28 protein-coding genes are annotated in these 26,494 nt (G+C 74.1%); 17 read left to right on the top strand and 11 right to left on the bottom strand.

The features are described from left to right. Window positions 1-45: 45 nt before the first annotated feature. Window positions 46-1,269 carry an MFS transporter gene (locus tag ACSNOB_RS08465; protein ID WP_436686017.1) on the top strand — a complete coding sequence of 408 codons (1,224 nt, stop codon included), beginning with the start codon at window positions 46-48 and terminating at the stop codon, window positions 1,267-1,269. A gap of 4 nt (window positions 1,270-1,273) precedes the next feature. Here ACSNOB_RS08465 and ACSNOB_RS08460 read toward each other — a convergent pair whose 3' ends face one another. Next, the gene (locus tag ACSNOB_RS08460; protein ID WP_436686016.1) at window positions 1,274-1,669 is read right to left on the bottom strand and encodes a cupin domain-containing protein; all 396 of its coding nucleotides are present in this window, start codon (window positions 1,667-1,669) and stop codon (window positions 1,274-1,276) included. 278 nt (window positions 1,670-1,947) lie between these two features. On the opposite strand from ACSNOB_RS08460, the gene ACSNOB_RS08455 reads away from it, so the two are divergent. After that, window positions 1,948-3,411, top strand: a complete 1,464-nt coding sequence (locus ACSNOB_RS08455; RefSeq protein ID WP_436686015.1) for a hypothetical protein — start codon at window positions 1,948-1,950, stop codon at window positions 3,409-3,411. A gap of 15 nt (window positions 3,412-3,426) precedes the next feature. Here the strand turns inward: ACSNOB_RS08455 and ACSNOB_RS08450 are convergent, their stop codons facing one another. Further along, window positions 3,427-4,380 carry a helix-turn-helix transcriptional regulator gene (locus tag ACSNOB_RS08450; protein WP_436686014.1) on the bottom strand — a complete coding sequence of 318 codons (954 nt, stop codon included), beginning with the start codon at window positions 4,378-4,380 and terminating at the stop codon, window positions 3,427-3,429. 62 nt (window positions 4,381-4,442) lie between these two features. Between ACSNOB_RS08450 and ACSNOB_RS08445 the strand changes: the two genes are divergently transcribed. Together ACSNOB_RS08445 and ACSNOB_RS08440 are read left to right on the top strand one after the other, a co-directional pair. Next, window positions 4,443-6,674, top strand: coding sequence for an ATP-binding cassette domain-containing protein (locus ACSNOB_RS08445; RefSeq protein WP_436686013.1), 2,232 nt, complete (start codon window positions 4,443-4,445; stop codon window positions 6,672-6,674). An 89-nt stretch (window positions 6,675-6,763) separates the two neighbouring features. Further along, a complete protein-coding gene (locus ACSNOB_RS08440) occupies window positions 6,764-7,543 on the top strand; it encodes a class I SAM-dependent methyltransferase (protein WP_436686012.1) in 780 nt (259 codons plus the stop codon). 125 nt (window positions 7,544-7,668) lie between these two features. Here ACSNOB_RS08440 and ACSNOB_RS08435 read toward each other — a convergent pair whose 3' ends face one another. Continuing rightward, the gene (locus ACSNOB_RS08435; protein ID WP_436686011.1) at window positions 7,669-8,154 is read right to left on the bottom strand and encodes a DUF1062 domain-containing protein; all 486 of its coding nucleotides are present in this window, start codon (window positions 8,152-8,154) and stop codon (window positions 7,669-7,671) included. Between the two features lie 716 nt (window positions 8,155-8,870). Between ACSNOB_RS08435 and ACSNOB_RS08430 the strand changes: the two genes are divergently transcribed. Further along, window positions 8,871-9,011 (top strand): hypothetical protein, encoded by a 141-nt coding sequence (locus ACSNOB_RS08430; RefSeq protein WP_436686010.1) that lies wholly within the window; start codon window positions 8,871-8,873, stop codon window positions 9,009-9,011. A 43-nt stretch (window positions 9,012-9,054) separates the two neighbouring features. On the opposite strand, the gene ACSNOB_RS08425 is transcribed toward ACSNOB_RS08430, so the two are convergent. Next, window positions 9,055-9,219, bottom strand: a complete 165-nt coding sequence (locus tag ACSNOB_RS08425; RefSeq protein ID WP_436686009.1) for a hypothetical protein — start codon at window positions 9,217-9,219, stop codon at window positions 9,055-9,057. Between the two features lie 344 nt (window positions 9,220-9,563). Here ACSNOB_RS08425 and ACSNOB_RS08420 point away from each other — a divergent pair, with 344 nt between their 5' ends. Genes ACSNOB_RS08420 through ACSNOB_RS08410 form a run of 3 tightly spaced genes read left to right on the top strand, consistent with a single transcriptional unit; the run spans window position 9,564 to window position 12,224 of the window. Further along, window positions 9,564-10,103: an ArsR/SmtB family transcription factor gene (locus ACSNOB_RS08420; protein WP_436686008.1), complete on the top strand. Its 540-nt coding sequence runs from the start codon at window positions 9,564-9,566 to the stop codon at window positions 10,101-10,103. Beyond that, a complete protein-coding gene (locus ACSNOB_RS08415) occupies window positions 10,100-11,395 on the top strand; it encodes an MFS transporter (RefSeq protein ID WP_436686007.1) in 1,296 nt (431 codons plus the stop codon). Before ACSNOB_RS08420 ends, ACSNOB_RS08415 begins: the two co-directional genes overlap by 4 nt. A gap of 49 nt (window positions 11,396-11,444) precedes the next feature. Further along, window positions 11,445-12,224 carry a GNAT family N-acetyltransferase gene (locus ACSNOB_RS08410; RefSeq protein ID WP_436686006.1) on the top strand — a complete coding sequence of 260 codons (780 nt, stop codon included), beginning with the start codon at window positions 11,445-11,447 and terminating at the stop codon, window positions 12,222-12,224. A gap of 170 nt (window positions 12,225-12,394) precedes the next feature. Here ACSNOB_RS08410 and ACSNOB_RS08405 read toward each other — a convergent pair whose 3' ends face one another. Then, window positions 12,395-13,222, bottom strand: coding sequence for a nitroreductase/quinone reductase family protein (locus ACSNOB_RS08405; protein WP_436686005.1), 828 nt, complete (start codon window positions 13,220-13,222; stop codon window positions 12,395-12,397). A gap of 331 nt (window positions 13,223-13,553) precedes the next feature. Here ACSNOB_RS08405 and ACSNOB_RS08400 point away from each other — a divergent pair, with 331 nt between their 5' ends. Continuing rightward, window positions 13,554-14,129, top strand: coding sequence for a DinB family protein (locus ACSNOB_RS08400; protein WP_436686004.1), 576 nt, complete (start codon window positions 13,554-13,556; stop codon window positions 14,127-14,129). A 6-nt stretch (window positions 14,130-14,135) separates the two neighbouring features. Here the strand turns inward: ACSNOB_RS08400 and ACSNOB_RS08395 are convergent, their stop codons facing one another. Together ACSNOB_RS08395 and ACSNOB_RS08390 are read right to left on the bottom strand one after the other, a co-directional pair. After that, entirely contained in the window at window positions 14,136-14,609 is a 474-nt protein-coding gene (locus tag ACSNOB_RS08395) for a DUF1992 domain-containing protein (RefSeq protein ID WP_436686003.1), read from the bottom strand. Window positions 14,610-14,701: 92 nt separating this feature from the next. After that, the gene (locus ACSNOB_RS08390; RefSeq protein ID WP_436686002.1) at window positions 14,702-15,232 is read right to left on the bottom strand and encodes a GNAT family N-acetyltransferase; all 531 of its coding nucleotides are present in this window, start codon (window positions 15,230-15,232) and stop codon (window positions 14,702-14,704) included. 114 nt (window positions 15,233-15,346) lie between these two features. Between ACSNOB_RS08390 and ACSNOB_RS08385 the strand changes: the two genes are divergently transcribed. The 3 genes from ACSNOB_RS08385 to ACSNOB_RS08375 all read left to right on the top strand — a co-directional run bounded on the left by ACSNOB_RS08385 (window position 15,347) and on the right by ACSNOB_RS08375 (window position 17,764). After that, complete coding sequence (locus ACSNOB_RS08385; RefSeq protein WP_436686001.1) at window positions 15,347-16,369, top strand: NAD(P)/FAD-dependent oxidoreductase; 1,023 nt, start codon at window positions 15,347-15,349, stop codon at window positions 16,367-16,369. 50 nt (window positions 16,370-16,419) lie between these two features. Further along, window positions 16,420-17,070, top strand: coding sequence for a LysE family translocator (locus ACSNOB_RS08380; RefSeq protein WP_436686000.1), 651 nt, complete (start codon window positions 16,420-16,422; stop codon window positions 17,068-17,070). A gap of 346 nt (window positions 17,071-17,416) precedes the next feature. Then, window positions 17,417-17,764, top strand: coding sequence for a hypothetical protein (locus tag ACSNOB_RS08375; protein WP_436685999.1), 348 nt, complete (start codon window positions 17,417-17,419; stop codon window positions 17,762-17,764). Between the two features lie 55 nt (window positions 17,765-17,819). On the opposite strand, the gene ACSNOB_RS08370 is transcribed toward ACSNOB_RS08375, so the two are convergent. Next, on the bottom strand, window positions 17,820-18,329 hold the full coding sequence (locus ACSNOB_RS08370) for an NUDIX hydrolase (RefSeq protein ID WP_436685998.1): 510 nt from the start codon (window positions 18,327-18,329) through the stop codon (window positions 17,820-17,822). 181 nt (window positions 18,330-18,510) lie between these two features. On the opposite strand from ACSNOB_RS08370, the gene ACSNOB_RS08365 reads away from it, so the two are divergent. Genes ACSNOB_RS08365 through ACSNOB_RS08355 form a run of 3 tightly spaced genes read left to right on the top strand, consistent with a single transcriptional unit; the run spans window position 18,511 to window position 22,754 of the window. Beyond that, complete coding sequence (locus ACSNOB_RS08365) at window positions 18,511-19,641, top strand: hypothetical protein (RefSeq protein WP_436685997.1); 1,131 nt, start codon at window positions 18,511-18,513, stop codon at window positions 19,639-19,641. Next, window positions 19,638-22,379 carry a helix-turn-helix transcriptional regulator gene (locus ACSNOB_RS08360; RefSeq protein ID WP_436685996.1) on the top strand — a complete coding sequence of 914 codons (2,742 nt, stop codon included), beginning with the start codon at window positions 19,638-19,640 and terminating at the stop codon, window positions 22,377-22,379. The genes ACSNOB_RS08365 and ACSNOB_RS08360 overlap by 4 nt, the downstream gene beginning before the upstream one ends. A 12-nt stretch (window positions 22,380-22,391) precedes the next feature. Beyond that, window positions 22,392-22,754, top strand: a complete 363-nt coding sequence (locus tag ACSNOB_RS08355) for a cupin domain-containing protein (RefSeq protein ID WP_436685995.1) — start codon at window positions 22,392-22,394, stop codon at window positions 22,752-22,754. On the opposite strand, the gene ACSNOB_RS08350 is transcribed toward ACSNOB_RS08355, so the two are convergent. Both ACSNOB_RS08350 and ACSNOB_RS08345 read right to left on the bottom strand, forming a co-directional pair. After that, window positions 22,723-23,079: a DUF1330 domain-containing protein gene (locus ACSNOB_RS08350; protein ID WP_436685994.1), complete on the bottom strand. Its 357-nt coding sequence runs from the start codon at window positions 23,077-23,079 to the stop codon at window positions 22,723-22,725. The two genes, ACSNOB_RS08355 and ACSNOB_RS08350, sit on opposite strands and share 32 nt — an antisense overlap. Before the next feature lie 68 nt (window positions 23,080-23,147). Beyond that, entirely contained in the window at window positions 23,148-23,516 is a 369-nt protein-coding gene (locus ACSNOB_RS08345; protein ID WP_436685993.1) for a nuclear transport factor 2 family protein, read from the bottom strand. A 191-nt stretch (window positions 23,517-23,707) separates the two neighbouring features. Here ACSNOB_RS08345 and ACSNOB_RS08340 point away from each other — a divergent pair, with 191 nt between their 5' ends. Further along, on the top strand, window positions 23,708-24,298 hold the full coding sequence (locus ACSNOB_RS08340; RefSeq protein WP_436685992.1) for a pyridoxamine 5'-phosphate oxidase family protein: 591 nt from the start codon (window positions 23,708-23,710) through the stop codon (window positions 24,296-24,298). Window positions 24,299-24,360: 62 nt separating this feature from the next. On the opposite strand, the gene ACSNOB_RS08335 is transcribed toward ACSNOB_RS08340, so the two are convergent. Beyond that, window positions 24,361-25,842 carry a peptide MFS transporter gene (locus ACSNOB_RS08335; RefSeq protein WP_436685991.1) on the bottom strand — a complete coding sequence of 494 codons (1,482 nt, stop codon included), beginning with the start codon at window positions 25,840-25,842 and terminating at the stop codon, window positions 24,361-24,363. 221 nt (window positions 25,843-26,063) lie between these two features. On the opposite strand from ACSNOB_RS08335, the gene ACSNOB_RS08330 reads away from it, so the two are divergent. After that, window positions 26,064-26,405 carry an RNA polymerase-binding protein RbpA gene (locus ACSNOB_RS08330; RefSeq protein ID WP_046564157.1) on the top strand — a complete coding sequence of 114 codons (342 nt, stop codon included), beginning with the start codon at window positions 26,064-26,066 and terminating at the stop codon, window positions 26,403-26,405. Window positions 26,406-26,494: the final 89 nt, after the last annotated feature.

The raw sequence follows: 26,494 nt of genomic DNA, 5'->3' as shown, positions 1-26,494 counted from the left end.
AAATATTCGTTGTCGAAAGGTTCGATGTCGAAGTACATTGCTCGGGTGACCCATCCTCTGCGCGCACGCCCCTTCCGGCTGCTGTTCCTCGGCCGCACCGTCTCCGCCGTCGGTGACGCCGTGGTGCCCGCCGCCCTGGCGCTGGCCGTGCTCCGCGCGACCGGCTCCACAGGCGCCCTCGCCCTCGTGCTGGCCTGCGCGATGGTGCCCCGGCTGCTCCTGCTCCCCCTCGGCGGCGTGCTCGCCGACCGGCTCGACGCCCGCCGCGTCGCGATCGTCGCCGATCTCGTGCGCTGCCTCGCGCAACTCGCCGTCGGCCTCGAACTGCTCGGCCAGGCGTCGCTCGGCGTGATCGCGGTGGCCGCCGCGATCGGCGGCGCCGCCGGCGCGTTCGCCCTGCCCACCACCTCACCGCTGGTCGCCGGCACCGTCGACGCCACCCAACGGCAGCAGGCCAACGCACTACTGGGCGTCACCGCCAACGCCAGCCGCCTCGCCGGCCCGGCGCTGGCCGGCGCGCTGATCTGGGCCGCCGGGCCGGGCTGGGCCTTCATCCTCGATGCCGCGACGTTCGCGCTCAGCGCGCTGCTGCTCGCGGTCGTCCGCGTCCGCCACGTCCCGATGCCGAGGCGCACCGTCCTCTCCGACCTCGCGCACGGCTGGCGGGAGGTCCGCAGCCGCGACTGGTTCTGGACCAGCCTGCTCGGCCACGGCGTCTGGAACGGCGCCGCCGCCGTCCTGACGACCCTGGGCCCGGCGATCGCCGTACGACGCCTCGGCGGCGAGGGGGTCTGGGTGCTGATGCTCCAGGCCGGCGCGGTCGGCATGCTCGCCGGCTCGCTGCTCGCCGCCCGGATCCGCCCCCGCCGCCCGGTGCTGGTGGCCAACCTCGGGCTCGCCAGCTACGCCGCGCCGCTGGCCCTGCTCGCCGTCGCCGCCCCCGCCCCGCTGGTCATCGCCGCCTACGGGGTGGCGCTGAGCGCCCTCGGCTACCTCAACCCGGTGTGGGAGACCGTCGTGCAGGGGCAGTTCCCGCCCCACGTCCTCGCCCGGGTCGCCTCGTACGACTGGCTGGTCTCCCTCGGCGCGATGCCGCTGGGCTACGCCCTCGCGCCGATCGCGGCGCGCGCCTGGGGCGACTCCACACCCCTGCTCGCGGCGAGCGCGCTGGTCCTCGTCGCCTGCGCCGGCACCGCCGCCGTGCCCGGCGTACGACGACTCACCTCCACGCCGGCGCCGCGCGGCGACCTGGCGGCCGCCGCGCGGTGAGCGCTCAGAGCGCGTGCCCCGTGGTGGCGTCCACATGGTCGGGCACCGGGTCGTGCCGGTCCCCGACAGTCAGGGTGCCCGCCGGCTCGAACATCAGGATCGACGCGCCACCCGGCGAAGACGGTCGGTGCTCCACCCCGCGGGGCACCACGTGCACCGCCCCGCGGGGCAGCACCACCTCCCGCTCGGCGCCGCCGTCGCCGTCGCGCAGGGCGATGCGCAGCTCCCCCTCCAGGACCAGGAAGAACTCGTCGGTGTCGTCGTGGGCGTGCCAGACGTGCTCGCCGGCGACCTTCGCGATCCGCACGTCGTAGTCGTTGACCCGGGTGACGATGCGCGGGCTCCACAGCTCCGTGAAGCTGGCGAGCGCGCCCGCCAGCTCGATCGGCTCGTTTCTCATCCCGTCATCCTCGCCGTAGGTGGCAACCGCTGTCAGCCCGCGGCTTCCGGCCCGACCCGCCAGGGGTGGACCAGGCGGCGGGCCCGACCCGCCAGGGGTGGACCAGGCGGCGGGCCCGGACGGCGGCGACCACGGCCGGGGCCGGCGCGCACCGCCGCCAGGTCGTCAACCGGCGCGTCGCGGCGAGGGGCCCGGACTCTGCGCGCCGACGCCGGGTACGGCAGAGTGGCACCGACGAGCGAGGGTGGCCCGACGGGCCGTACGGGAGGGTGGTGGCCGTGCAGGGCTCGACCGGGGTGGTGTTCCCGAAGACCGACGGGGGGCGCAGCACCTCCGCGCTCGGGCGGACGGTCGTCGCCGACGCCCTGCGCGCCGTCGACCCGGTCGGCGCGCGCTCGGCCGAGCACGAGACGAACTGGCGCCACGGCTACCTCGGGCACTTCCGGCGGCTCGTCGAGGCCGGGCTGCTCTCCCGCGACGCCGCGGTCACGATCGCCCGCGACGGGCTCGCCTCGCTGCACCGAAGGATGAGCGTGCTGCGCGCCGACGGCACCGAGATCGGCCTCGGCGAGGTCTTCACCACCACCCCCGCCGACGTCGCGCCGCTGCGCACGGCGACGGTCGCCGGCACCGGCGAGGCCGAGCGCGAGCTGTCCCTGCCGTACCGGGGCCAGCGACTGCGCGGCGACGACCTGCGCCGCCGGCTCGACGCGTGGGTCACCGCCGGCGTCGTCGAGCCGTCCTGCGCCGACGCGGTACGCGCCGTCATGGCGAACCCGGACTGGCTGGACCTGCGCGACCAGCGCATCGTGGTGCTCGGCGCGGGCGCGGAGATGGGCCCGCTGCCGTCCGTGCTGCGCTGGGGCGGCGACGTGGTCGCCGTCGACCTGCCGCGGCCGGAGATCTGGCGGCGGCTGCTGCACACGGCGCGCCGCAGCGGCGGCCGGCTCCACCTGCCCGTGCCGGCCGGCACCGACCCCGACGACGACGCGCTCGCCGCCCGCGCGGGCGCCGACCTGCTGCACAACCTCCCGCAGGTCGCCGACTGGCTGCTCGACGTCGACGGCCGGCTCGTGCTGGGCAACTACGTCTACGCCGACGGCGCGACCAACGTCCGGGCCGCCACGGCGGTCGACGCGCTCACGCTGCGGTTGCAGGAGCGCCGCGACGACGTCGCGCTCGCGTTCCTGGCCACCCCCACCGACGTCTTCGCCGTACCCGGCGACGCCGTGCGCCACGCCGAACAGGGCTACGCCGCCCGCGGCATCCTCCGCCGGTCGCTGCGGGTGGCATCCGGGGGCAGACTCCTGCACCGCAACTACCCGCCGGGGGCGGACCCGGGCGTCAACGACAGCCTCGTGCCCCAGCAGGGTCCCAACTACGCGCTGGCCAAGCGCCTGCAGCGGTGGCGGGCGACGGTGGCCCGCCAGGCGGGGGCGACCGTGTCGTTCGCGGTGGCGCCACCCACCCGCACCCGCTCGGTGCTGCGCAACCGGGCGCTCGCCGCCGCGTACGCGGGCGCGCACCGGTTCGGCATCGAGGTGTTCGAGCCGGCGACGAGCAACACGCTGATGGCCGCGCTCCTGGTGCACGCCCTGCGCACCGGCGGCCCGTCGCTGCCGCACCCGTGGCAGGACGAGGCGTACGGCGCGGCGCACGGCGGGCTGTGGCGGGTGCCGTACGCCCCGCGCAGCGCCCTCGGCCTGGCCGTCCTGCTCGGGTTCGGCGGCGCGCGCGCCTGACCGGCCCCCGCGTGCTCAACCGCAGTTCGTCAGGCGCGCCCCGAATGCCTGGCAGGCGCTGCGGAAGCCGGACGGCTCGTGGACGGTGAAGTCCGCGTCCAGGAAGGCGAGGCTCAGCAGCAGCCACTCCCAGGTGTCGAGCATCAGCACGGCCCTGGTCCGGTGCTCGTCCAGGGCCGCGAGTTCGGCCTCCTGATACCGCAACGCGTCGGCGACCGCCGGCAGGGGCGCGTGCACGGTGAGGACGACCCGCTCGCGGTCCCTGTTGAGCCCCTGCCGGAGGTAGTCGAGGGCGGTGTCGGCGGGCAGCGGCCTGGGGGCGTAGGTGCTCGTCGACGTGCGCAGGTGGGTGATGCGGTCGATGCGGAACACCCGCCAGTCGCCGCGCTGGGTGTCCCAGGCGAGGAGGTACCAACGCAGGTGGTGGTGGATCTGGCGGTGCGGTTCGACCCGCCGGGACGTGGTCGCGCCCTGCCTGCCGGCGTAGTCGAAGGTGACGACGCTGCGGTGCTGGATGGCGGCGGCCAGACTCGCCAGGTCCTCGGCGCTGGTGCTCGGGGCGAGCGCCGGGCTGGTCTCCAGGCTCGCGCGCAGCTGCGCGGCGCGGCGACGCAGACGCTTCGGCAGGTACTGGTCGACCTTGCCGTAGGCGCGGGTGGCGGCGTCGTCCACGCTTCCTTCGGCGGCGCTGCCGGTGGCGGCGAGGGTGGCCAGCCCGAGGAGGGTCGCGACCGCCTCGTCGTCGTCGAGCACGAGGGGCGGCAGCGCGGCGCCGGCGGTGAGCCGGTAGTGGCCGCCGGGGCCGGGCCGGGTCTCGACGGGGTAGCCGTAGCCGCGGAGACGGTCGACGTCGCGGCGCAGCGTCCGGGGGCTGACGTCGAGCCGCGCGGCCAGCTCGTCGCCGCTGAACGCCCGGCCCGTCTGCAGCGCGGCGAGCAGGGCGAGAACGCGCTGGGTGACATCGGCCATGCCACCAGTGTCGCCGACATCGCGGTCAGATTCCGTCCGCATCTCCTCGTACGGTCCACTGCATGTCACCGCGAACGATCCGCATCCGGGGTGCCCGGACCAACAACCTGAAGTCCGTGGACGTGGACGTCCCGCGCGGCCGGCTGGTCGTGTTCGTGGGCGTGTCAGGCTCGGGCAAGTCGTCGCTCGTGTTCGACACGATCGCGGCGGAGGCCGGCCATCAGCTCACCGAGACGTTCCCGCCGTTCGCGCGCAACCGCCTGCCGAGGTGGACCCGCCCCGACGTGGACGAGATCGACGGGCTGTCGCCGGTGGTGGTGATCGACCAGCGCAGGATCGGCGGGAACGCCCGCTCCACGGTGGGCACCGTCACCGACGCCTGGACCTACCTGCGGCTGCTGTTCTCCCGCGTCGGCTCGCCCCACGTGGGCGAATCCAACCACTTCTCGTTCAACGACCCCGCCGGCATGTGCCCGACCTGCTCCGGCCTGGGCGAGGTCGTGGTGAGCGCCGTCGACCGGTTCCTGGACCTGGACAGGTCCCTCGCCCAGGGGGCGATCCTGCTGCCCGGCTTCGGCAACGGCGGCTACTGGTACTCCCAGTACGCCGACATCGGCAGCTTCGACGTCGACACGCCGCTGCGGGACTGGAGCGAGGCGCAGCGCGCGGCACTGCTCTACGGCGGCGAGAACGCCGCGCGCCTCGGCACCCGGCCCCCCAAGGACTACGAGGGCGTGGTGCAACGGTTCGAACGGATCTACCTGCACACCTCCGACGACCTGTCCGACCGCAAGCAGGAGACCCTCGCCCGGTTCACCCGCTCCGCCGTCTGCGCCGACTGCGGCGGCGACCGCCTCAACGAGGCCAGCCGCAGCGCCACTGTCCTCGGCCACACCATCGGGCAGCTGGCCCGCATGGAGGTCACCGAGCTCACCGAGGTGCTGCGGCGGGTGAGCGACCCGGCCGTCGCCCCTGTCGTGAGCGCGCTCGTGGACCGGCTGCGGGCCATGACCACGATCGGGCTCGGGTACCTGCACCTCGGCCGGGCCACCACCAGCCTGTCCGGCGGGGAGTCGCAACGCGTCAAGACCGTCAAGCACCTCGGCAGCAGCCTCGTCGAGATGCTCTACGTCTTCGACGAACCCACCGTCGGCCTGCACCCGCGTGACGTCGCCGCCATGACCGCCCTGCTGCGGCAACTGCGCGACAAGGGCAACACCGTCCTCGTCGTCGAACACGACCCCGCCGTCATGGCGATCGCCGACCAGATCATCGAGATCGGACCCGACGCCGGCACCGACGGAGGGACACTCGTCTTCCAGGGCACCTTCGACCAGCTCCGGGCGGCGCGCACACCGACCTCGACGGCACTCGCCGCGCAGGCGCCCGTCGTCACCGCCCCCCGCACGGCCACCGGGACGATCACGGTGGCGGACGCCACCCGCAACAACCTCCGGAACCTGACCGTCGACATCCCCACCGCGGTCTTCACCGTCCTCACCGGAGTCGCCGGATCAGGCAAGTCGAGCCTCGCCGCGGAGCTGGTCGCCCAGCACGACGCCGTCGTGATCGACCAGAGACCCGTCAGCGCCAACCGTCGGTCCACCCCCATCACGTACACGGGCATCGCCGCCCCCGTCCGCAGGCTCTTCGCCAAACACAGCGGGCTGCCCGCCGGCATGTTCAGCGCCAACTCCGAAGGCGCCTGCCCCGACTGCCACGGGCTGGGCGTCCTCTACACGGACCTGGCTTTCATGGACGGCCAGGAGACGGTCTGCCAGACCTGCCGAGGACAGCGCTTCACCAGCGAGGTGCTCCGCCACCGGGTCAACGGACTCTCCATCGCCGACATCGACGCCCTGACCGTCAGCGACGCCATCCAGCGCGTACCCGACCAGGCGATCCGCGACGCGCTGCGGCACCTCGAACAGGTCGGGCTCGGCTACCTGCGCCTCGGCCAGCCACTCACGACGCTGTCCGGCGGCGAGTGCCAGCGAATCAAGATAGCCAGGGAACTGCGCGACGCCGCCGAACCGAGCCTCTACGTCCTGGACGAGCCCACCACCGGTCTGCACCTGCGCGACATCGGTACCCTGCTGCGGATACTCGACCAGCTCGTCGACCGCGGCCACACCGTCGTCGTCATCGAGCACCACCTCGACGTGATCCGCCACGCGGACTGGATCATCGACCTCGGCCCCGGACCCGGCAGACACGGCGGGCGGGTCCTCTACGAGGGGCCGGTCGCGCAGCTCGCCGGCACCCCCACCGCCGACGCCCTACGGGCGCAATAGCCGCCAGTTACAGGAGCTGGGGCAAGTCGCGGCGCGTGGGGACGGCGACGCTGTCGCCCGGGGGCGGCCAGCGCCGATAGGGTGATCACGTGGGACAGGACGAACGGCTCCTTCACGCCTCGTCGTTCGGCGCGGCGGCGACCGCATACGCCGAGCACCGCCCGGACTATGCGCAGGCCGCGGTGCGCTGGGCGCTCGAGCCCGCGCCCGGCTTGCGGGTGCTCGACCTCGGTGCCGGAACCGGCAAGCTCACCGCCACGCTGGGTGCGGTGGGCGCCGACGTCACCGCGGTCGAGCCCGACCCGGCGATGCTGACCGAGCTGCGCCGCGCACTGCCGGACGTCGGGGCGCTGCCCGGCAGCGCCGAGGCGATACCGCTGCCGGACGCGTCCGTCGACGCCGTGCTGGCCGGCAACGCCATGCACTGGTTCGACATGGCCGTCGCGGGGCCCGAGATCGCCAGGGTCCTGGTGCCGGGCGGCGTCCTGGCCGGCCTGTGGAACGTCATGGACGACCGGGTCGACTGGGTCGCCGGGCTCGCGCGGGTCAGCCCGAGCGCGGCGATCGGCCCGCGTGACACGCCCACCAGTTGGCGCGCCGAGACGGCCGACGCACACCTTCCGAAGAACGGCGTGGCCGCCCGGTTCGGCTCCCCGGAGCAGGCCGAGTTCCCCCACGGGCAGCGCCGCACCGCCGACTCCCTCGTGGCGACCCTCGCCACGAGGGCGGGCATGCTGGTCATGCCGGAACAGGAACGACAGGCCACGCTCGGCCGGATCCGCGCCTACCTCGCGAGCAGACCGGAGACCGCCAACGGCGAGTTCACCCTGCCGATGCTGACCTGCGTGCTGCGCGTCCGACGGCTCTGAAAGGCAGCCCCGGCGACCTTGCCCGACCGAGGACCTGTGCGAGCGGGTGTGGCTGCGCGTCGGTCTCGGCGTGGTTCGAAAGGTGCAGCCGGGCGGGCCGGGTGGCCCGCCCGGCTGCGTCCCCGTTAGTCCCCGGCCATCACGGTGAAGGTGAATCCGGCGCTCGTCGGACGGCGCAGCGGAATGTCGCACTTGATCCGGCGCAGCACCTCGTTCCTGCTGAAGCCGAGCCCTTGCGCGATGAGCCGGTCCGGGCGCACCGGTACCGGATCCTCGAAGACGACCTCCACCTGGACCGGCCACGCGTCGGCGTGCCATGCCGACGGGATGTCCAGCCGCCAGGCGCCCGTCCAGTCCAGGGCGAAACGGTTGCGCCGGGCGAGGAAGGGATCCAACAGCCTGGACGCCACCAGCTTCGGATCGTTGGCGTGATAGCCGTCGAGCTCGGCCGGATCGAAGGAGCTGACCGGCGCTCGCTCGTGCACGGTGAGCTTGCTCGTCCGGTTGCAGGTTACGCAGCGGACCAGCAGCCACACGTCCAGCAGCTTGCCGTTGGCGTTGACGCGGAACCTGCCCTCGCCGGTGGTGGCCGACTCCGACCGGCAGTCCACGCACCGGAGCGACAGCAGAGGCAGCCTGGTCCGACGAACGACCCAGGGCAGCACGGTATGAGGTTGTGAAGACAAGAGAATTCTCTCTCTAGACCTGACACGAGGCCGATTACGCGCGGCCTCGGACGCTGCATGACCGGGCGCACGAGGGCAGCCCGGCAGAACCGACGGGAGCGTCGGCTACAGGTGAGCGGAAGAAGGTGTCAGGTCTAAAGAGCAGGCGGGGTCACGCGGGTTGTCCTCTGTCCTCACTGTGATGAACCGCAGGCAACCTACGCGAACGCCGAAGGAAGGCTCAAGCGGTTTCCGGCCGAGACTGCGTCAGCGCTACCTCCTGAGCGGCACGCCGCGTGTCGTACTCCTGCGCTTGATCCGGTGCAGGGACCAGAAGTTGTCGGCTCGGATCTTGTCCGGATTGGCCCTGCGGTTCTTGTGGAGGCTGGCGCGGGCGTACTCCCGGCACGGGGGCGCACGAGATCAGGTCACGTCCGGCCTTCATGACGCTCTCGACCGGCCGGGTCCGCTCCCATCGGCGACACACTTCGGGCCCCAACACGACCGGAGACTGCCGTTACACAAGAACAGTCATTATGGTGTGCTGCCGGTTTGTCGGTTTTGTTCGGTTGGATTGCCTGATTATCATTGTCGGTAATCCGATAATTAGTGCGGCATCGAGACGCTGCTCGCCGTCACCCTCGTTGCCGCCTGTTGGGGGCATGTCGCTGCTGAACAACGCCCTGCGAGACCCGGAGATCATGACCCGCGAGGGAAACCGCCTCCTGCGCTGGCTCGACTCCCTGACGCCGGCGACCGGGCCTGCTGAGCGGACGGGCGAGGCGCCCGCGCCCGCGGCCTGATGGCGCGGCAGTGCCCCCCGCTCCCTGAGGAAGCCGCCCGGCCTCAGCGGTGGTCGTTCTCCTTCAGCTCGATCACCCATGCCCGACGCTCGGCGAGCTTGCCGTCGCGCATGACGAACACCTCCGCCATCGACATGCGCGTCTCATCGCCGGTGTCGCGCCGCACCGAGCCGACCAGCTCCGCCATCACGGTGTCGTCCTGCTCCACCGTGCGTACGACCTCCAGCCGGGGCGGGGGCACGAGACCGGGGCAGCCGCCCGGTCCGGCGCCGCCGCCTCCGGCGACTCCTGAATCCCGGCACCCCGGCGAACGCCGCCACCGCCGGCCGTCGCGTCGGCGCGCACCCGCGGGTGTTCGGACGTGACCCTGGTGGGGCGGCCACGGTGTGACGCTGTTCACTGAGCACATGCGTTCTCCGACGGTATGTGCCGTTCCGGGCACCTCCTTGAGGAGCAACTCGCGCCCGGAGTCGACCTTTCGCGTCACGCAACCCGGAAAGACCGCACCGAACCTGCTTGCTCAATGGTCAAGAGTCGTTGACCATTGAGCGCATGCCTACCGATGATCTTCCCGAGGCGCTTCATGTCACCACTGACGAGCAGCTACGTGCCGTCTCCAACCTCACCCGGCACCGGATCATGGCCGTGCTCCGCTTCGAGCCGGCGACGATCAGCCAGATCGCCGAGCGAGTGGGCCTCGCGAAGGGAAGTTCCAGCTATCACGTGCGGCTGCTCGAGCGGGCCGGCCTGGTGAAGGTGGTACGGACGCGGAAGGTGCGGGGGGTCACCGAGCGGTACTACGCCATGGCCGCGCAGTCGATCGTGCTACCGGATCCGGGCGAGGGAGGGCCGGATGTGCTGATGCGGCATGCGGTGGCCGACCTGGAGGCGGCACCGGCGCAGAGCGAGCGACACGTACGGATGGCGCACCTGCGGCTCACCGATGAGCAGTTCGCGGAGTTGGGGGCGCGGCTGCAGGCACTGGCGGACGAGTACCGGGAGCTGTCGGATCCGTCGCTGCCGGACGCGTCACTCGTCTTCGCACTGTTCCACCCCGCCCGGCGCGAGCAGGCCGAAGGGGACGCCAAGTGACCTCAGAGGCAACGAAGCTGCCAACCGGGTTCGGACGGCTGTGGACCGCACAGACGGTGTCCTCGCTCGGTGACGGGGTGATGCACGCCGCCCTGCCGCTGCTCGCGTTGACGGTGACGCGGGACCCGATGGCGCTCGCCGTCGTCGCGGCCGCCGGGACACTGCCCTGGCTGCTCTTCGGGGTGCTCGGCGGTGCGCTGGTGGACCGCTGGGACCGTCGACGCACCATGTGGATCGCGGACACCGCGCGTGCGGCACTGCTCGCGATACCGGCGGCAGCGGCCGTGCTCGACGTGCTGAGCGTTCCGCTGCTCGCGGCCGTCGCCTTCCTGCTCGGCCTCGGCGGACTCTTCTTCGACACGGCCGCCACGGCCTATCTGCCGGATCTGCTCGGCCGCGACCCGGCGCTCTTGGAGCGCGCCAACGCCCGCCTGCGCGGCGCGCAGACCGCCGCTTCCGGCTTCGCGGGCCCGCCTGCGGGCAGTGCCCTGCTCGTGCTCGGGCGGGCGGTTCCGCTGCTCGCCGACGCGGTGTCGTTCGCGCTCTCCGCCCTGCTCGTACGGTCGCTGCCTGCCGTCCCCCGGCCCGTACCGCAGGTCCGTGAGTCGCTGCTTCGGCAGGCGCGGGCCGGGGCCTCGTACGTCTTGCGGGATCGGTTGCTGCTCGGGCTCGCGCTGCGTCCGGCGGTCGGGAACGTCGCCTTCCTCGCCGTGGAGACCGTACTCGCCCTCTTCGCCCACGATCGTCTCGGCATCGGCGTCCTCGGCTTCGGCCTGCTCCTGACGGCGGAGGCCACCGGCGGTCTGCTCGGCGCGGGCATCGCCTCCTTCCTCGGCCGACGACTCGGCACCGGCACCGCGCTGACGTGCACGGCCGCGGTCGAAGGGCTGGCCATCCTGGGGCTCGCCGCCGCCCCGAATCCGTACGTGGCCGGGCTCGCGCTCGCCGTCTGCGGGGCGGGCATGGGCGCCACGATGGTGCTCGGCCCCTCCCTCCGACAGGCGATCGTCCCGGCCCACCTGATGGGTCGGGTCGCCTCCACCTCCCGGATGCTCGCCATGTGCGCCGCCCCGTTCGGCGCCTTCCTCGGCGGCTGGCTGGCCGCCACGTACGACGTACGCACCCCGCTCTACGCCGCCGCCGGCCTCCTCCTTGCCATGACCGCCGTCACGTCGACCATGACCAGCAACCGCCGGGTCGAGGCGGCGCTACGTGGTTCTTCCGACCGTACGGGTCCGGCAGAGGACAGCAGCCACCCCGCCCGGGTGCCCGATGCAGTCATCTCCGCCTGATCGGCGCCACCCACCAGCTCCGAAGTCACGACTGCCGGAAAGGCATCAGATGCTCTACTCGACCGCACGCGTCGTCACCGACCGCCCCCACCGCTACATCAAGCAACTGGTCTCTCACATGGGTCGCAAGGTGCCCACCGAACTCGACGAGGAACGCGGGTCCATCATGTTCAGCCTCGGCAGCTGCCTGCTCGTGGCCTCGACCGCCCACTTCGACATGATCGTCAAAGCCGGCGCGGCGGACGCCGTCGCGGCGGTGGAGGACACCATCACCCGCCACCTGCTGCGATTCGCGACCAGGGACGCGCTCACCGTCGACTGGCTGCCCCTGGTGCGACCCGCCACGACCGAGGACGACGCCGCTCTCCTCGCCCTCGACCGTGCGGCGTGGACCGCCGGGTCGGGGCTTCCCTCCACCCGGGCCGAGGAGCGGACGGCGTACTTCAACGAACGACGCAAGCCCGAAACCCACCTGGTCGCCGCTCTCGGCGGCCAGATCATCGGCACCGTGAGTACCCACCAGACGACCCGGTTCCCGGAAGGGGCGCACGTCTTCGGCCTGTGGAACCTGGTGGTAGCCGAGCAGGCCCGCCGCATGGGTATCGCCTCAGCGCTGCTTTCGGCCGCCGAACGCCGTGCCGGCTCACAAGGCGCGAAGAAGGTCGCACTGCGTGTCCTGGCGACCAACACCGGTGCCATATGGCTCTACGAACAGCACGGTTACGCCGTCGAAGGCCGACACGTCGACGAGTTTATGGTCGACGGCGCTTACGTCGACGACATCAGCATGAGCAAGTGCCTGACGCCATCCTCGCGAGGAACTGTCTGAACGACGGTGTCTGGTGCGGCATCGCCTTGATTCGTCGGGGTGTGAGCCGGGCGGTCGGGTCGTTGAGGTCGAGGCCGCGGCGCAGCCGAGGGCTTCCGGAGCGCGGCGGGGCGCTCCGCGGCCACGGCGACATCCTGCGTCGCCGTGGGCCCACGGAGCGCCGCCGGCCGTCAGTCGGTTCCGTCCAGGACGGGGATGAGGTGTTCCTCCTCGTACGCCAGATGAGCCTCCAGTTCGGTGGTCAGCCGCTCGACCTCCCGGCGGACCTCGGCCGGGTCGGCGTCGGTGGCGTTGACGACCTGCTGGAGGCGTTCGACGAGCGCGGCGATCCGCCGGTGTTCCTCGCGCAGTCGCGCCAGGGTCGCGGCGAGGTCGGGCTGCCCGTCGAGGGCGACGAACAAGCCGGCGTCCTCGTGGACGTGGTGGTGGTGCAGGCCCTGGCAGACGGTCAGGCAGTTCACCCGCAACTGCGCGCCCAGGCCCGGACCGGAGCGGACGACCTCGGCGCGGATCAGCGCGAGTTCCCGCCGGAACGCGTCGTGGATCAGCTTGAGCGCGGCCACCGGGGACGCCGCGCTCGGCGGGCCGCCCGCGACCTGCCGCAACGCCAGCACGGGGATCACCCGGGACGTCTTGGCCTGGTACGCGGCCCAGCCCGGGTCGGCCTCCACGGCCCGGGCGAAGACCTCGTCGCGTTCGGCCCCGGTCAGCACCTCCGCGCGCGCCCGGTACGTGAAGACCCCGTCCTCCACCGTGGCGGACGGGTCGGCGAGGAGGTTGTGGTACCAGTCCGGATGCTTCGGGCCACCCCCGGCCGAGGCGATGACCAGGATGCGGTCCTCATCCGGCAGGTAGCCGACCGGGGTGGTGTGCGGGGCACCGGAGCGGGCCCCGGTGGTGGTGAGCAGGATCAGCCGGGCGCCCTCGAAGGGCCCCCCGACCCGGCCGGAGTTGGCGCGGAACTCGTCGATGATCTGCTGGTTGAAGTCGTTGGGCAAGACTCTGCTCTCTGCTCGGCACGAGGATGCGGCCACGGTGGATCGCCCGCCCGGCGACAGGTGGCGGCGAGGGGTGCGGTCGCGCCGGCGTGGGCGCCGGCGGGGACGGTGGGAAGACTTGCGACCGGTGGACTCGACGTCGACACCGGTCGGGTGCGGGGCGCATCGGCGGGCCACGGGCCCGCCCCCGGCTCACCGGACGGCCGGGTGCCCTGTCCGCTCGTGGCCCATGGCCGACCCGGCAGTCACGCCCCCGACCCTAGTGGCCGAAGGTGGTGCCGGGCAACGACTTTCGGTTGCGGGACACCGGTGGCGCTGGCACGGTGACGGGATGCCCGAGCTGACCGGCGTCGACGTGGAACGCGCCGTGACCGAGATGATCGCCGTCCTCGGCCCGCACACCGGGCGGGACTGGGGTCTCCCCGCCGGCGGACTGGAGTGGAGCTGCTGGGCCACCGCCGCGCACGTGGCGCACGACCTGCTGGCGTACGCCGGTCAGGTCGTCGGCCGGCCTGACGCGGCCTACCTGCCGTTCGACCTGGTCGTCTCCCCCGCCGCCGCCCCGGCCGAGGTGCTGCGGGTCGTGGCCGCCTGCGGCGGCCTGCTGCGGGCGGCGGTCGACGCCGCCGCGCCGCAGACGCGGGCGTGGCACTTCGGCCCGTGCGACCCGGCGGGCTTCGCCGCGATGGGGGTGGCGGAGACGCTGCTGCACACCGACGACATCGCCCGGGGCCTCGGCGTGCCCTGGCAGCCGCCGGAGCGGCTCAGCGCCGCCGTGGTGCGCCGGCTCTTCCCGGACGCGCCCGCGGGCCCGGCGCCGCAGGTGCTGCGGTGGCTGACCGGCCGTGGTGAGCTGCCGGGCCGGGCTCGGCGCACCACGTGGTCGTGGCGGGCCGCGGTGGAGTGAGCCGGGCTACGCGGCCCGGCGCCGCCAGGGCAGCCAGCCCCGGCGGGGCCGGCGCGGCGGGGCGGGCGGCGCAGGCGTCGGGGACGCCGCCGCGGCGGCCTGCCGCTCGGAGCGCCACCGGCGCACGACGTCGTCGGCGTTGACCGGGCGCACCACGACCCGCGGGCCGGTGGGCGTACGCAGCCAGGCGACGATCTCCATGTTCAGGTCGGCGACGAACGCGCGCACGGACTCCTCCGTCGGCAGGTCGCGCACCTCGGCCGGCACCTGCTCGATGCGGCGGCGCAGCAGCAGCGGGGTGGGCAGCAGCAGGTCGGTCGGGAGCGCCTCCCGCTCCAGGAAGCTCTTGATCCACCACGACTCGTCGTACGGCTGGCCGCGCCCGGGGATCGGCTTGCCCATGCCGGGCAGGTTGTCGAACTCGCCGCGCTCCTGCGCCGTGCGGATCCGGGCCTCGACCGTCGCGTCCCACCTGTCCACCTGCCGACACCTCCCCGACCACGGTAACGCGGCCCCTGGGTCGGGCCGCCGCAAGGGGACAGCGCCGCGGCGGTGCCGGGCATTCCCGGTGGTCAGGGCCGGCGGGAATGCCGGTGGCCGTCGCGGGGGAACGGCGGGCGGGCCGGCAGCACCTCCTGGAAGCGGTAGCCGGCCTTCTCCGCCACCCGGCAGGACGCCGGGTTGTCGATCTGGTGCATCAGGTCCAGCCGCCGTAGGCCGGCGAACCGGGCGAACGCCCAGCCGGTGACCGCCTGCAGGGCGTGCGGGGCGATGCCCCGCCCCCGGGCGGGTGCGGCCGTCCAGTAGCCGACCTCGGCGTCGTCGCGATCCTCGGCGACGTTCTTGAGCACCACCTGCGCGACCAGGGTCTCGCCGGCCGGGCCCGGCTCGATGACGGCGAAGCTGAACCGGCAGCCGTCGTCCCAGTCCCGGTGCGCCGCGGCGACGAACTGGCGCGCCTGTGTGGTCGTGGTCACCGGCGCCCGGGTCCAGCGCCGCAGCACCGGGTCCCGGTACACCGTCACCAGGGCGTCGGCGTCGTCGTCGCGCCAGGGACGCAACACCAGTTCCGGCAAAGTCGGGGTGCCCGGGGCGCGCAGCATCGGCCCAGTCTGCCCGCCGCGGGGGCGCGGTGGCCGCTGACCCCCGTGACGCCGGTCGACCCACCCAGCGTTTTGCCGATCCGGCAACGATGTTTGCCGCCGGCGCCGATCCCGATGGACAGTCGGGACGTCGGCGGGCGTGGGGACCGCCGCAGACGGAGGGAGAGTTCCGTGCGTGAGACGTACGACGTGGTCATCGTGGGCGGCGGCGCGGCCGGGCTGAGCGGGGCGCTGGCCCTGACCCGGGCCCGCCGCTCGGTGCTGGTGGTGGACGCGGGCGAACCGCGCAACGCGCCGGCCGGGCACGTGCACAACTACCTCGCCCGCGAGGGCACGCCCCCCGGCGAGCTGGTGGCCGCCGGCCGCGCCGAGGTGGCCGGCTACGGCGGGGAGTTCGTCGACGCCGCGGTGCGCGCGGCGACGCCGCGCGAGGACGGCGGGTTCCGCCTGGCGTTCGCCGACGGCCGCACGGTCGAGGCCCGGCGGCTGCTGGTGACCACCGGCCTGGTCGACGAGCTGCCCGACGTGCCGGGGCTGACCGAGCGGTGGGGCCGCGACGTGCTGCACTGCCCGTACTGCCACGGGTGGGAGGTGCGCGACCTGCCGCTGGTGGTGCTGGCGACCGGCCCGCTTGCCGCGCACCAGGCGCTGCTGTGGCGGCAGTGGAGCGCCGACGTGACCATCGTGCGGCACGCGCCGTGCGCGTTCACCCCGGAGGAGGACGAGCAGCTCGCCGCCCGGGGCGTACGGGTGCTCGACGGTCCGGTCGCCGCGCTGGAGGTCGCCGACGACGCGCTCACCGGGGTGCGGCTGGCCGGCGGCGAGGTGCTGCCCGCCGGGGCGGTGGTGGTGGCTCCCCGCTTCCACGCCCGCGCCGATGTGCTGGCGTCGCTGGGCCTCGCGCCGGTGGTGCAGGAGGTGGGCGGCCAGGTGGTCGGCAGCACGGTGCCGGCCGGCCCGGCCGGGGCGACCGAGGTGCCCGGCGTGTGGGTGGCCGGCAACATCACGGACCTGCGCGCCCAGGTCATCACCGCCGCAGCGGCGGGGCTGGCCGCCGGCGCGGCGATCAACGCGGACCTGGCCGCCGAGGAGACCCGCGCGGCCGTCGCCGCCCGCCGGGTGCCGGTCGGCGGTTGAGGAGCGTGCGGGCGTAGGGTCGGCGGCAGCCGAGCGGGACGGGGGTCGACATGGTCGGTACGGGTGCGCTGGTGGGCATCGCGCTGGTGGCGCTGGGCCTGGTGCTGACCCCCGGCCCGAACATGGTCTATCTGGTCTCGCGGTCGGTGACCCAGGGCCGGCGGGCCGGGCTGGTCTCGCTGCTCGGCGTCGCCGCCGGCTTCGGCGTCTACCTGGTCGCCGCGGTGGCCGGCATCGCCACGGTGTTCGTGCTGGTGCCCGCCCTCTACACGGCGGTGAAGCTGGCCGGCGCGGCGTACCTGCTCTGGCTGGCCTGGCAGGCCCTGCGCCCCGGCGGGCAGTCGCCGTTCGCCCCGGCGCCGCTGCCGCCCGACCCGGCGCGGCGGCTGTTCACGATGGGCCTGGTCACCAACCTGCTCAACCCGAAGATCGCCATCCTGTACGTGTCGCTGCTGCCGCAGTTCATCGACCCGGCGCGCGGCCACGTCGCGGGGCAGAGCCTGGTGCTGGGGCTGACCCAGATCGCGGTGGCGCTCACGGTGAACGCGCTGATCGTGCTCACCGCGGGCACGCTGGCCGGGTTCTTCGCCCGGCGGCCGCTGTGGCTGCGAGTGCAGCGACTGCTGACGGGCACGGTGCTGGCGGCCCTGGCGGTGCGGATCGCCGCGGATCGCTCCCGGGCCGCCGTCGCCATCGCCTGACAGCGGTCCGCGCCGCCGTCGCCACACCGCGCATCGGCACCCGGCTCCGGTAGCGACCGCCTCCTACGGTTGGCGTATCGACACTCGACGAGCGAGAGGCATCGGCACCGAGCGGGGCTCCGCCGGGTTCCGGCTGGACTGGGCCGCGGTAGGGGCGCTCGGTGGTGTTGCCGCGGCCATCGTCGCCCTCCTGACCTACGCGTGGCCGCGGACCCCTCCTGCGGTCCAGGACTCCGGCATGGCGTCGCCGCAACCCGCGTCGACCGCGCCTGTCCGGTCCCCGACGAGCGCGGCATCACCACAGACGACAGCGCCTGAATCGAGTGCGACGGCCCCCCGGCCGCGCGTGACGACGCCGCGACCGCCCGACCCCCGGCCACCGCTGTCGCTGGAGCCGCTGCCCCCCGCAGGCTGTCAGGAGGCACTCGCGGTCGTCGACAGGTACTACCGCAGCGCGGGTTCGACCGAGCTGAGCCAGCAGGCCGCTGCGACGGAGGCGTACCAGGGGATGATGCGCGCGAGTTCCACCGCGCAGGGGGCCGTCTACCCGGTGACGGTGGCGCTGTCGCAGGACTTCTCGAACATGCGATTCATCCTGTCGGGCATGGTGTCGGGGGACTACGCCGCGGCGCAGGCCAGGACCAACAGGGATGCCCGGACCCTCCGGGACGTCTGCGGCGCCGACGACAACTGATCTTCGCTGCTCGGCCGGTGTGTCACCGGCAGCAGGGCGTCACGTCGGTGCCCGGTCACAGCGCGTCGGGCTGCCCCAGCGCCGGGTGCCGCTCGCCGGGGCGGGCGTGCCAGGTGGGCGCGTGCTCGTCGGCGGTGGTGTCGATGCGCAGCCGCGCCCAGTCGTCCAGCGCCGGCAGCTCGTCGGGGGCGTACCAGCCGACCTCGGTGGATTCATCGCCGTCGGGGCGGGCCCGGCCGCCGACGGCCCGGCACCGGAACCACACGTTGAGGTATTCACACACGTCACCGTTGGGGTAGACCACCGGATGGGTGGCCACCCCGCCGACGCCGTCGACGCGTACCCGTACGCCGGTCTCCTCGTAGACCTCCCGCACCACCGCGTCGGCGGGCTGCTCACCCGGGTCGACCAGCCCGGCGGGAAGCGACCAGCGGCCGTTGTCGCCGCGCCGGGCCAGCAGCACCCGGCCGGCGCCGTCGCGCACCACTCCGGTCACCCCGGGCAGCAGGAGCAGGTCCTGACCGATGTGGGCGCGCAACTTCACGACGTACGGCGAGACGGGCATGTCGTGACGCTATCCGGTGGCGTGCGGCCACCGGCGGCCGCAACGGCACCTCGCGGACGCCGGTGGCCGACCGGCGGCCCACCGCGGGCGCCGCCGCGCGCAGGAGCCGACCGAGCCCGAATGCCGGGTCCCGCTGTCGTCCCTCGGGCAGATTCCCACGGCGCACTAGACTTCCGCCCCGATGGACGTCGAGCCGCCCCCCACCGAGACCCGCCCCTGCGCCCACTGCGGGCGCGACGTGCCGCAGCGCGCCGGCGCGGGCAGGCCGTTCCGCTACTGTCGCGACAACGACGGTGCCTGCCAGCGGGCCTCCCGCAACAGCCGGATGCGCCACCGCAACGCCCCCGGCCTGCCCGGGCAGGTGGCCCGCACCTGGGAGGCCGTGGACCGGCTGGAGCAGGTCGCGGAGACCCTCGCCGAGGCGCTGCACGCCGAGCTGTCCCCGGTCGGGGTGGAACGCCAGCTGGCGCAGGCCCGCGCCGACGCGGCGACCCAGGTCGCGGCGGCGCAGACCGAGCGGGACGAGGCCCGCCGCGACGCCGAGGACGCCGCCGCGGCCGCCGTCCGGGCCCGCGAGCAGGCCCGGGCCGCCGCCGCCGAGCGCGACGCCGCCCGCGACGAGGCCCGCCGCGCCGCCGAGGAGGCCACGGCCGCGCGGGAGCGCGCCGAGCGGGCCGAGGCCGCCCGGGACGAGGCCCGCCGGCAGGCCAGCGCCGCGGAGGCGCTGCGCGCGCAGGCCGAACGCGACCGCGACGCGGCCCGACACGAGCTGCGTGCCCTGCGCGTCGAGCTGGACGCCGAGCGCCGCCGCGCCGCCGAGGCGACCGGTGAGCGCGACACCGCCCGCGCCGACGCCGACCGGGCGGCCCGCGCCACCGCCGAGGCGCTCGAGCGGGCGCAGCGCCTGCACGCCGACGCCGAGGCGGCCCGCGAGCAGGCCGAGCGGGCCCGCGAGCAGGCCGAGCGGGCCCGCGCCGAGGCCGACGCGGCCCGGACGGCGACCGCCGAGGCGACGCGGGTCCGTGAGCAGGCCGAGGCGGCCCGCCGGGAGGCGGCGGCGCAGGCCGACCGCGCCCGCGCGGAGCTGGCGGCGCTCGCCGGCCGGCACGACACGCTGGGCGCGCAGCTGGCCGCCGCCCGCGACGCCGCGAGCGCCACCGAGGGCCGGCTCGACGAGCTGTCGGTACGGCTGCGCGCCGCCGAGACCGGCCGCGACGAGGCGCACCGGCGGGTGGCCCAGCTGGCCGAGCAGGTCAGCCACCTCGCCGCCGCCCTGGCCCGCCTCGGCCCCCGCGACGAAGCGGGCTCATGAGCGCGGCGCAGCTGCACGGGCGCGAGCCCGAACAGGACGCGATCGCCGAACTGCTGGCGGGCGCCCGGGCGGGCAGCAGCTCGTCGCTGGTGCTGCGCGGGGAGCCGGGCATCGGCAAGACGGCGTTGCTCGAGCATGCCGCCGCGTCGGCCGGGGACATGCGGCTGCTGCGCGGTACGGGCGTCGAGGTCGAGGCGGAGCTGCCGTTCTCGGGGCTGCAGCTGTTGCTGCGCCCGGCGCTCGGGTCCCGCGCCGCGCTGCCCGGCCCGCAGCGCGCGGCGCTGCAGGCGGCGTTCGGGCTGGGGTCCGCGGCCGGCTGCGAGCCGATGCTGGTGGGACTGGCGGTGCTCTCCCTGCTGACGGAGCACGCCGACCGGACGGGGCTGCTGTGCCTCGTCGACGACGCGCAGTGGCTCGACCGGGCGTCGCGGGAGGCGCTGCTGTTCGCCGCCCGACGCCTGCACGCCGAGGGCGTGGTCATGATCTTCGCCGCCCGCGACGGCGAGGGAGCCTTCCCCGCCCCCGGCCTCGCGGAGTTGCGCCTGTCCGGGTTGGCCCCGCAGGCCGCCGCGGCTCTGCTCGACCGGCATCCGCTCGCGCCCGCCGTGCGCTACCGCCTGCTCGCCGAGGCCGACGGCAACCCGCTGGCCCTGTTGGAGCTGCCGGTCGCCCTGGCCGCCGAAGGCGGCAGCGTGTTCTCGCCGGGGGCGCTCCCCCTCACCGACCGCCTGCAACTGGCCTTCCACGGCCAGGTCAGCCGGATGCCGCAGTCCTGCCAGAGCCTGCTGCTCGTGGCGGCGGCCGACGAGACCGGCGAGCTCGCCGTGATCCTGCGTGCCGCCGCCGCGCTGGGGGCGGACGTCGACGACCTCTCCCCCGCCGAGCGGGCCGGCCTGGTGCTGCGCGGCGACGCCGACGGCACCACGATCCGCTTCCGCCACCCACTGATCCGCGCCGTCGTCTACCAACGGGCGCCGCTCGGGCAACGCCTCGCCGTGCACCGCGCGCTCGCCGCGGCCCTCGGCTCGCCCGAGCACGCCGACCGCCGGGCCTGGCACCTGGCGGCCGCCGCCACCGGAGCCGACGAGGAGGCCGCCGCCGCGCTGGAACGCACCGCCGCCCGCGCCCGCGACCGCAGCGGCCACGAGGCGGCCGCGGCGGCGTACGAGCGGGCCGCCCGCCTGAGCGTCGAGCCCACCGCCAGGGCCCGCCGCGAGGCCCTGGCGGCGCAGGCGGCGCTGGAGGCGGGTGACCTGGAACGCGCCAGGGCGCTCGGCAGCCGCGCGGCCCGGCGGCTGGACGACGCCCCGGCGGCGGTGCGGGCGGGCATCGCCCACGTGCGGGCGCTCGCGGACTTCTGGCAGGGCTCCTACCCCACCGCCCACCGGTTGCTCCTCGACGGCGCCGAGCTAATCCGCGACACCGATCCGGGCCGGGCCGCCGTGCTGCTGATCGAAGCCGTGCACACCTCCTGGTACCTGGGGGAACGGCAGCTCGCGGCAACGCTGGACCGGCTGGTCGCGCTGCCGCCGGACGACGCGGACCCGCTCGCGCCGGTGGGGCGCCACCTCGTGCACCTAGACCCGCGCCGCTGCCAGCGGCCGCCGCCGCTGGCCGACACCGTCGCGGCGGTGCGGCGGCGAGGCGCCGCCCCCGATGAGGTGTTGACGATCCTCTGCGGAGCGGCACTCGCGTTGGGCCAGGACGCCGACGCCTACGAGCTGGCGATTGGGCTCGCCGCCGAGCACCGCGCCCGCGGCGGCGCCGGGCGGCTGCCGACGGTGCTGTTCTTCGCGGCCGAGGGCGAGGTGTTCGCCGGACGGCACCTGGACGCGCTCGCCACGGCGACCGAGGCCCTCAGGCTCGCCCGCGACACCGGGCAGCAGCAGTGGGTCAGCCAGTTCAGCAGCGTGCTCGCCTACCTCGACGCGGCCAAGGGCGACGAGGTGGCCTGCCGGCGCCACGCCGAGGAAGGGCTGGCGGGGGCCACCGCCGGGGCCATCTCCCCCGGCGCCCCCTGGGCGCACTGGTCGCTCGGGCTGCTGGACCTCGGCCTGGGCCGCGCCGAGGCGGCGCTCGCCCGCTTCGAGCGCCTGACCCGCGAGCCGATGCGCCATCACATCTGCGCCACCCGTGCCATCCCGGACCTGGTGGAGTCGGCCGTGCGGGTGGGGACACCCGAACGCGCCGCCGAGCCCCTGGCGCGCCTGCAGCGGTGGGCCGGGTCGGTACGGCAGCCGTGGGCCGACGCGCTCGTGCTGCGCTGCCGTGGGCTGCTCGCCACCGACGACCGGGCCGAGGCGTGCTACACGGCGGCCCTCGACCTGCACGACCGCGACGTCCGCCCGCTGGAGTACGCCAGGACCGCGCTGCTGCACGGCGAGTGGCTGCGCCGGGCGCGGCGCAAGGCGGAGGCGCGCGGGCCGCTGCACGACGCGCTGGAGGTCTTCGACCGGCTCGGCATGCGGCCGTGGGCCGAACGCGCCCGCGGCGAACTCACCGCCACCGGCGCCCAGGAACAGGGCCCCGCGCCCGCCGAGGGCGTGGCCGCCGGCCTCACGCCGCAGGAACTGCAGATCGCCCGCCTCGCCGCGCAGGGCCTGTCCAACCGCGACATCGCCGCGCAGCTCTTCCTCAGCCACCGCACGGTCGGCTACCACCTCTACAAGGCCTATCCCAAGCTCGGCGTCGCCTCCCGCGGCGAGCTGAGGGATTTCGCCGACCGACTGGGCCTGTGAGATCTTGTCCCGATGACCGTTCCGGAACAGGTGCTGCCCGGGCAGGTGCTCCCCGTGGACGTCGACGCGGTCCCGCCGGTCGAGCTGGGGCCCGGCGTACACGTACGGCCGTTGCCGGGCATGCCGGGGATCAGGACGTGGGTGATCGACATCGCCCCGGGAGCGCAGTGGCCGCAGCTCGACGTCCACGACACCTACGGCGAGGCGTACTTCGTCGTGCGCGGTGAGCTCATCGAGGGCGAGCGCACCCACGGACCGGGCACCTACGTGGCCTTCGGTCCGAAGACGAGCCACCGGCCCCGTACGCAGACCGGTGTGCGCGCCTTCGGCTTCAACTACGACGTCACCCCTGAGCGACGTCACCGCTCTTCCTGAGCTCGGCGGCCATCGCGGCGGAGTCGTGGTCGGGCCCGACACCGTCGACGATGATCACCTCGCCTTCCAGGTGCTCCGTCCGCAGCGGCAGGATCGCCTGGTAGGCCGGCGAATCGTACCAGTCGCGCGCGTGTTCCCCCGTCGGGAACTCGAGCATGACGACGCTGCCGGGCCACGAGCCCTCGCGGACGTCCACCGGTCCCCCGTGCACGACGAAGCGGCCGGCGAACGGGTCCAGCGTCGCCTGGATGCGCTCCAGGTACTCCAGCACCTGCGGGTGCAGCTCCTGCGGGTCACGAAGGTGCGCGATCACGTAGGCGGTCATGATTTCCTCCCCATGTGGCATCGACGACGAGGGGCGGCCCGGCCGGGCGGTCCGCCCCCGAGGTGTGCTCAGATCCCGGCCGGCACCTTGTCGAGGAAGCCGAGCACCTGGCGGATCCGCCCGTCGGCGCCGATCACCACGACGTCGAAACCGATGACGACCGGCTCGCCGCCCTGGGGGCCCAGGTGCCACGTGAAGCGCGCGGTGTCGTGGTGGGCGTCCACGGCGCCACCGAGGCTGAAGACCAGCCCGCCGAACTGCCCCTGGACCGCCGCGATGGTGGCGTCGAGCCCGTCGCGGCCCTGCACGGACACCAGCGGGTCGGTGTACGTCGCGTCCTCGGCGAGGACCTCCGCCAGGACGGCCTGCCGCGCGGCGGCGTCGGTCTCGTTCCACGCGGCGAGGTAGCGCTGGACCAGCTCGTTCATGTCGCTCATGTCTGTCTCCTCAGTGGTCGTGCTCCCTGATGACCACCACGTTAGGCAGGCGGCGACGACGGGGAATCTGACGTGCTTAGGTACTTTCGCGCACGTCTTCGGTACGCGAGCGCGTCCGGGGCAGCCCGACGGGTGGGACGCCACCGACACCGGGGCGGCGGTCACCGGCGCGGCGCGACGATGATGTCCGGGTGGGAAAGACACACGAACGCATCGAGGGCCGGCTGCGCACGTTCATCGAGCAGCAGCCACTGTTCTTCACCGCCACCGCCCCGCTGTCCGGCGACGGCACCATCAACCTGTCCCCGAAGGGCCTGCGCGGCTCCTGGGCGGTGCTCGACGCGCACACCGTGGCGTACCTGGACTTCGCGGGCAGCAACGCCGAGACGATCGCGCACCTGCGGGAGAACGGCCGGATCACGCTGATGTGGTGCGCGTTCCAGGGGCCGCCGAACATCGTGCGGGTGCACGGGCGCGGCGAGCCGGTGTTCCGCGACGACCCCCGCTGGCGGGAGCTGGTCGGGCACTTCCCCGACGTCGACACCAGCGCGCACGGCCTGCGGGCGATCATCGTGGTGCGCGCCGAGCTGATCCGCGACACCTGCGGCTACGCGGTGCCGTTCATGACGTACGACGCCGACCGGGACCTGCACGGCAAGCGGTTCGCCCGGGAGGACGACGCGTCGCTGAGCGACTACTTCGCCGGCAAGGAGCACGTGGCCCGCAGCATCGACGGGCTGCCCGGTCTGCCGCTGCCGCTGCCGCCGACCCCGGCGGCCTGACCCACCTGCCTGCCACGCCCGGACACGGCACGCGCCGCGCGCGTGCGGGCCGATTGGCCGGGTCAGTGGATGCCGGCCATCAGGCCCCGGATGTGCCGGGCGAACATCACCGCGCCGAGCCCGAGGGCCACCGAGGCGAGGCCGAAGGTGAGGAAGTACGTCGGCTCGGGCCAGGTGTCGGCCAGCCGGGCCACCTGCCCGCCGATCGCGTCGCCGACGGCGGTGGCGAGGAACCACAGCCCCATCATCTGGCTGGCGTACTTCACCGGCGCCAGCTTGGTGGTGGCCGACAGGCCGACGGGGCTCAGCGACAGCTCGCCGGCGACCTGGATGGCGTACACGGCCACCAGCCACCACGGCGACACCAGGTCCCCGCCGACGGCGGCCTGGGCGGCGGCGGCCATCAGCACGAACGACAGGCCGTTGAGCACCAGGCCGACGGCGAACTTCACCGGGGTGGAGACCCGGTGGCCCAGCCGCAGCCAGAGCAGCGCGAACAGCGGCGCCCCGACGATGATCAGGATCGGGTTGACCGACTGCAGCCACGAGGCGGGGAAGGTGAACCCGGCGACCTCGCGGTCGGTGTTGTCGGCGGCGAAGATGTTCAGCACCGACCCGGCCTGGTCGTAGATCAGCCAGAACGCGGCGGCGAAGGCGAACAGCCACACGTACGCCTTCATCCGGCTGCGTTCGGTGGCGCTGAGCTCCCGGTCCACCATGATCCGCACGAAGTAGCCGATGGTGATCAGCACGGTGGCGGCGGCGAGCAGGTTGACCACGGTGTCGACGGTGAACGCCCCGGCCACGGCGAGGACGGCGACCACGAGCACGAGCAGGGCGGCGACCGCGCCGACGCGGGTCAGCGCGCGGCGCCGGTCGGCGCCGAGCAGCGGGTCGGCGGGGCGCGCGCCGGCGTCGCCGAGGTTGCGCCGGCCGAGCACGTACTGCAGGACGCCGACGGTCATGCCGATCGCGGCGGCCCCGAAGCCCAGATGCCAGTTGATCTTCTCGCCGAGGTATCCGGTGATCAGCGGCGCGATGAACGCGCCGAGGTTGATGCCCATGTAGAAGATCGAGAAGCCGGCGTCGCGGCGCGGGGAGTCCCGGTCGTAGAGGTCGCCGACCATCGTGGAGATGTTGGGCTTGAGCAGGCCCGTGCCGACAACGATCAGCGCCATGCCCGCGAAGACGCTCCACCGCGTCGGGATCGCCATCACGTAGTGCCCGGCGGCGATGACCACCCCGCCCCACAGCACGCTGCGCCGCGCGCCGATGAGCCGGTCGGCGACCCAGCCGCCCGGCAGCGCCATCAGGTAGACCATGGCGTTGTAGGTGCCGTAGACGGCGCTGGCGCTGGCCTCGCTCATCGCCTGCCCGTCGTCGGCCAGCGACGCGGTCAGGTACAGCACCAGGATCGCCCGCATGCCGTAGAAGCTGAACCGTTCCCACATCTCGGTGAGGAAGAGGGTGGACAGGGCCCGCGGGTGCCCGAAGAACGTCCGCCCGGAGGGCGCCCGGGACTGCACCGGCGCGTCACCGACCATCGCGACCTCCGCTCCACTCGGGCGGTTAACATCCCCGTTGGCAGCGGAAACACTCCACCCAACCGACCCGGCCCGGGACGACCCCGCCGGGCGGCTGGCATGGCCGGCTACCCTTGTGCAGGCTCGCCCGGCGGCGCGGCAGCGCCCCGGGCGGGAATGGCCCGGCGGGAACGGACCGTTACACAGAGAAGACCAGCACCACGAACGAGGGGAAGTCGATCATGGGCGAGCGTATGCTGCGCGGAAGCCGGCTGGGCGCGGTCAGCTACGAATCCGACCGCAACACGGAGCTCGCGCCGCGCCAGACCCGCGAGTACCTCTGCGCCAAGGGTCACCAGTTCGAGGTCCCGTTCGCCGTCGACGCCGAGGTCCCCACGACCTGGGAGTGCAAGTTCGACGGCAGCGTCGCCCGGCTGGTCGACGGCAGCGAGCCGGAGCAGAAGAAGGCCAAGCCGCCGCGCACGCACTGGGACATGCTGCTGGAGCGGCGCTCCATCGCCGAGTTGGAGGACATCCTGGCCGAGCGGCTGCAGGAGGTCCGCACCCGCCGCGGCCGCGCCTGAGCCGCACCGCGACACGACGAACACCGCCAGCTCCAGCAGCACCGCCAGCAACAGGCCCAGCGGAACGTACCTCAGTCCTCGGCGCATCT

The sequence above is a fragment of the Micromonospora sp. URMC 106 genome (genome assembly GCF_051386395.1).
Taxonomy (GTDB): domain Bacteria; phylum Actinomycetota; class Actinomycetes; order Mycobacteriales; family Micromonosporaceae; genus Micromonospora.
Note: the sequence above shows the minus strand (reverse complement) of the source record. Positions and strands in the feature narration are given on the sequence as shown.